Genomic DNA, 1877 nt, shown 5'->3' on the forward strand with positions numbered 1-1877 from the left:
GCGGTTCGGGTTGACGGGCGGCTTTGTATGGGGCCGGGAATGAAGACCTGGACAAATGGAGACTTTACATTGGGTAATAACTGAAAACGGCCGAATCCCTGTGCTTGGGTCTCAGTCCGTCTGAAAACTTGAAAGAAGCAGCCGTCTGTTAAATATGCGATAATGCGGAAGATTTCATGGGTGTGGTAGGAACATGGTTGTGATTGTCCGACGAGGATGATGTCGGGCAACGATGGAATCGGTTTGCTTGAAACGCCCGCCTGTTGCGGGCTTTTTTATGGGAAGGAATGGTCATGCCTAATCCGCTTTATCGGCAACATATTATTTCAATTTCAGATTTGACGACGGAGCAGCTCGAATTGCTGCTTCAGACGGCCTTGAAGTTGAAAAAGCAGCCTCGTGAAGATTTGCTTGAGGGTAAATTGATTGGATCGTGCTTTTTTGAACCGTCCACCCGTACGCGTTTGTCTTTTGAAACCGCGGTACAGCGTTTGGGTGGGAAAGTTATCGGTTTTTCTGATGGTGCGAATACCAGCGCGAAAAAGGGTGAAACGCTTGCAGATACTGCGAGGATTATTTCTAGCTATACGGATGCGATTATTCAGCGACACCCTAAAGACGGTGCGGCCCGTGTGGCGGCCGAGTTTTCGAGCGTACCTGTGATTAATGCCGGTGATGGTACCAACCAACATCCGAGCCAGACGCTTTTGGATTTGGTAACGATTTATGAAACACAAGGTAGCTTGAGCAATTTGAAAATTGCGATGGCCGGTGATTTGAAATATGGCCGTACGGTACACTCATTGTGTCAGGCATTGAAGCGTTGGGGTTGTGAGTTCGCATTTGTATCCCCTCCCAGCTTGGCGATGCCGGACTATATTACTGAAGAGTTGGAAGAGGCCGGTTGCCCTTACCAAGTTTTGTCTAGTTTGGAAGAAGCGGTCGAATGGGCGGATATTTTGTACATGACCCGAGTTCAGCGCGAACGTTTTGATGAGCAGGAATTTGCCAAAATTCAGGGTAAATTCAATCTTGATGCGTCGATGTTGGCGAATGCCAAACCCAATTTGCGCGTCTTGCATCCTTTACCGAGGGTAGATGAAATTCATCCGGATGTGGATAAAACACCTCATGCCTATTATTTTGAGCAGGCAACCAATGGCGTGTATGCACGGATGGCGATTTTGTCTTTGGTATTGAACGAAGAAGTTTAAGGAGCGAAAGATGGAAAACTCAAAACTCAGCGTTGAAGCGATTGAACAAGGTACGGTAATTGACCATATTCCTGCCGGTAAAGGCTTGGCCATTTTAAGACAGTTTAAGTTGCTGCATTATGGCAGCGCGGTTACGGTCGGCTTTAATTTGCCCAGCAAAACGCAGGGAAGCAAAGACATTATCAAAGTCAGCGGCGTATGGTTGGATGCCAATGCGGCCAACCGTTTGGCTTTATTTGCCCCTGAAACAGTGGTAAACAAAATCGATCAGTTTAAAGTGATCGACAAACAGCATTTGTCATTGCCGGACGAAATTTCAGAAGTATTCCGCTGCCCGAATACCAATTGTGCCAGTCATGGCGAGCCGGTCATCAGCCGTTTTTATGTCCGTTCACATAATGGTCAGACACGTTTGAAATGCCATTATTGCGAGAAAACCTTCTCGCGTGATTCAGTTGCCGAAGCCTGATATGTAGAAACTAGTAGCGTTGTTTACAGTATTTCCAGGAGAATACTGAAACATGAACATGCACAAAAACGCCCGTCTCACCCCTCACCACCGCCAAGCCATTTGGCTGGCCTACATGCAGGGGAAGGAAAGCGTCACCTCCCTGGCACGCCGCTACCAAGTCAGCCGCGTCACCATTTACCGCGCACTTAAAG

The 1877-nt window shown here is 47.7% G+C and carries 3 protein-coding genes; all 3 read left to right on the plus strand.

The window, feature by feature from the left end:
* Positions 1-293: 293 nt before the first annotated feature.
* Entirely contained in the window at positions 294-1214 is a 921-nt protein-coding gene (gene pyrB / locus ACTHTA_RS11335) for an aspartate carbamoyltransferase (RefSeq protein WP_003684701.1), read from the plus strand.
* Between the two features lie 10 nt (positions 1215-1224).
* Positions 1225-1683, plus strand: a complete 459-nt coding sequence (gene pyrI / locus ACTHTA_RS11340; protein ID WP_440364652.1) for an aspartate carbamoyltransferase regulatory subunit — start codon at positions 1225-1227, stop codon at positions 1681-1683.
* Between the two features lie 52 nt (positions 1684-1735).
* On the plus strand, positions 1736-1877 hold a 142-nt coding region (locus ACTHTA_RS11345; RefSeq protein ID WP_440364653.1), incomplete at its 3' end, for a helix-turn-helix domain-containing protein.

Origin of the sequence: Neisseria sp. P0013.S005 (assembly GCF_051958425.1) — a bacterium.
Lineage (GTDB): Bacteria > Pseudomonadota > Gammaproteobacteria > Burkholderiales > Neisseriaceae > Neisseria > Neisseria subflava.

Excerpts from the sequence above, each read along its gene's own strand:
- pyrB (WP_003684701.1), top strand. The coding sequence starts at position 294 with ATGCCTAATCCGCTTTATCGGCAACATATTATTTCAATTTCAGATTTG.
- pyrI (WP_440364652.1), top strand. The coding sequence starts at position 1,225 with ATGGAAAACTCAAAACTCAGCGTTGAAGCGATTGAACAAGGTACGGTA.